2 protein-coding genes are annotated in these 3,266 nt (G+C 75.3%); one reads left to right on the forward strand and one right to left on the reverse strand.

The features are described 5' to 3' along the window. On the reverse strand, window positions 1-1,819 hold a 1,819-nt coding region (locus ACFWFI_RS42000; RefSeq protein WP_387401117.1), incomplete at its 3' end, for a cell division protein PerM. Window positions 1,820-1,968: 149 nt separating this feature from the next. Between ACFWFI_RS42000 and ACFWFI_RS42005 the strand changes: the two genes are divergently transcribed. Further along, window positions 1,969-3,219: a helix-turn-helix domain-containing protein gene (locus ACFWFI_RS42005; RefSeq protein WP_387401115.1), complete on the forward strand. Its 1,251-nt coding sequence runs from the start codon at window positions 1,969-1,971 to the stop codon at window positions 3,217-3,219. Window positions 3,220-3,266: the final 47 nt, after the last annotated feature.

The following is a 3,266-nucleotide window of genomic DNA, read 5'->3' on the forward strand; positions in this document are numbered from 1 at the left end:
GCCCAGAGGCATCCGGAACCCGGCCGGTCGGCGTATCGGGCCCCGAGACGGGACCGGCGGAGGGAGCGGGATCGGGCTCCGGCACGGACTCGGAGGCGGGCGCGGAGGCGGGAGCAGACACAGGATCAGGCATGGATGCGGGAGCGGCTGCAGACGCAGGATCAGGTGTGGGGACGGGAGCGGCAGCGGCAGCAGGATCAGGTGTGGGGACGGCAGCGGCAGCAGGGTCAGGTGTGGGGACGGGAGCGGCAGCGGGCGCGGAGTCAGGAGCAGGCTCGGACACCGGCGCGGGGGCCGACGCCGGTCCGGGCACGGGCTCCGGGTCCGCCTGCGCCTTCGCCTTCGCCTTCGCCGAGAAGTCCGCCATCAGCCCGCCCGACTTCTTCCTGAGCGCCGCCCAGCGCGCCTCCCTCGCCCCGTCCTCATGCCACGGGTCGGCCGACAGGAAGTCGTACGGTTCCGCCTGCCCGCCCGATTCCCCTGGCTCCTTGTCCGTTGCCTGCTCCGGATCCGGCCCCGGCTCCACCACTTTCACCGGCTCCCCCCTCAGCGCGTCCAGCCGCCATCCCCACCGGTGTTCCCTGAGCCGCCACGCCCTGAGCATCAGCGCCACCGGTACACCGATCACGGCCGTCCACGCGAGAGCGGCCGGCCCGACCAGCCACCACACAGGGCCGAACTCCGCCAGGGCCCCGGTGCCCAGCGGGCCACCCGACGCCGCCGCCAGTACCGCCGCGCCGGTTCCGCAGCCCGCGGCCGCCAGCCCTGCCACCAGGGCCGTCCGGCCCTGACCCCACGCCTCCTCGCGGACGCCACGCACCGGAACCGCCCCCCGTGCGACGAACCGGGCGACGACCAGACCGGCCACGGCCGGCACCGCGGCCGCCGCCCAGTTCGCCCCCGTCCCCGGGCCGTGCGACGGCACCGCGGCGAGCAGCGGGAAGTCCGGCAGCGCGGGAGGTCCGGTGAATGCGAGCGGGGTGGCCATGGACGCCGTACCGAGGGCGAATCCCGGCCCGAGACCGTAGGCGGCACCCCACATCGCCGCGTTCGGCACGAGCGCCGTCGCCAGCAGGAGGACGGAGATCCGGCCCGCCCAGTCGCCCGACAGACCCAGGAATGACTCCCTCGCCGCCCCCGCATGCCACACCAGCGCCACCGCGACCAGCAGCGCCCCGCCTCCCAGCAGCATGAGCACACCGGCGGCGGCCGATCGCAGGGCCACACCTGCCCCGGACCGGAACCTGGAACGGGCGGCCGCTTCCTGCACCCTCAGTGGCGCCCAGACCAGCAGCGGGGTCAGAGGGCGGCCACGCGCCGCCCATACCCCCGCAGCGGCCGCGCCGGCCACCACGACGGTGACGGGGAAGGCGATCGAGGCCCGGTCGGCGGGCAGCCCCCCGCCCCGCGCGTACGCCGCCGAAGCCAGCACCACCAGCAGGTATCCGGCGCTCACCGCACAGAACGCCCCGGCCGCCGAGTGCCCGCCCGAAGCCTTCCCACCGGTCTCCGCCGAGTCCCGGGCGGCCCGGTGCACGAGCCACACCGGCAGTACGACCAGCAGGAGCGGGACCGTCGCCACGGGCGCGGGGTGACCGCCCACGGTGTCGGCTCTGACGAGTTCGGCCCCGTGGGCGAGCAACCAGAGCCCGGTGGCCACATGGAGGGCCCCGCCGGGTCCGCTGTCGGGGTACGGAGAACTGATCCACAGCATCATGACCAGGACGGCCAGCGAGCCGAGTCCGAGTCCCGCTGCGAGCACTCCGCGCACGAAGGCGGAGGCCAGTGCGGCGGACCTGCTCCGCTCGGCCGGCAACATCGGGCTGCGCTCGGTCACTTGGGTCACGCCGCCATGCTGCCAACGACACGCGCTTATTTCGTGTAACGGGCGAATGGCCGCTGTGTCGCCCAATATACGTTTATGTACTTTTTCACCCGGTGCAGTGCCATCGGGGACGGAGGCCGGGCATGACGCGGAGCACCACCGGTCCCGCCCCCGCCGCCCCGTTGCCCTCCCCCGAGGAGCGCCGCAGGCTGCGCGAGGCCAGGGCACTGAGTGAGCAACAGGTCGCCACGGCCGTGGGCGTCACGTCCGCCACCGTCCGCGCCTGGGAAACGGGGCGCACCAGCCCTCGGGGCCGTCGGCGCGCGGCCTACGCCAGGCTGATCGGCTGTCCCGAGCACCGCACTGCGCCGCCCCCCTCCGTCGAAGCCACCGGGAGCAGCACGATGTCCCCGACCGAGCCCGGCACCGAACCCACCATGGGCACCCGGACCGCCCCCGCACCGGAAACGCCCGCCCGGGACGCCCCCGCCCCTGACGCGATCGCCCCGGACGAGCCCGCGCCGGATTCGACCGGGCCGGACGGGCCCGGCCCCGCCTCGCAGCCCCGGGAGGGCCTCACGGCCGAGGAGGCGTACGACGCCCTGTACGGCCGCACCGCACCCGGCCTGACCCGCCAGATGTATCTGCTGACCGGCCGCCGGAAGCTGTCCCGCGAAGCCGTCGAACACGCCTTCCGGATCGCCTGGCAGCGCTGGCCCGAGGTGGCCAGGGACCGCGATCCGGCGGGCTGGGTGCGGGCGTACTCGTACGAGTACGCGATGTCGCCCTGGCACCGGCTGCGCCGCAGCCACCGCCGGGCCGACCCGCTGCCCGAGGACCCGGCACGGCGTGCGCTGCTCGACGCGCTGCTCGGCCTGCCGCCTTCGTACCGTCGCACGCTGCTGCTCCACGACGGCGTGGGCCTGGGGCTGCCGGAGACTGCCGCGGAGACGGAGGCGAGCACTCCCGCGGCGGCCGGCAGGCTGCTGAACGCACGGGCCGCCGTCGCCGAGCGGCTGCCCGGGCCGGCGGATCCCGCGGATCCCGGCGACGGGTCCGCACCGCTCCACGAACGGCTCGGCGCACTCGCCCTCGCGGAAGAGGTACCCGCACCGCCACCGGCCCCGGCGGTCCGCGCGGCCGGCGAGCGCGTCGCGGAACTCTGGACCCGGGCGGCGCTCTGCTTCGGGGTGCTGCTCATCGGCGCGACGGCCTTCACGCTGCACACGGCCCCCACCCAGTACGAGCAGCCGCTGGCACCCGCCGAACGTGTCGGCGGCGTCCCTCCACGGGGCGGGCCGCAGAAGCTCACGCCTCAGGACCTGAAGCTGCAGAAGGCGCTGAGGGGCGAGCTCATGCACGGCCCGGAGCGCCTGGTTCCACGCATTCCCTGACCGGCCGCAGGAACGGAAACGGCGCGGGCACGCACCCCCTCCAGCAC

This window comes from Streptomyces sp. NPDC060209, assembly GCF_042728155.1.
Lineage (GTDB): Bacteria > Actinomycetota > Actinomycetes > Streptomycetales > Streptomycetaceae > Streptomyces.

Bases quoted from the DNA above. Each gene is read 5' to 3' on its own strand.
- ACFWFI_RS42005 (WP_387401115.1), top strand. From the start codon at position 1,969: ATGACGCGGAGCACCACCGGTCCCGCCCCCGCCGCCCCGTTGCCCTCC.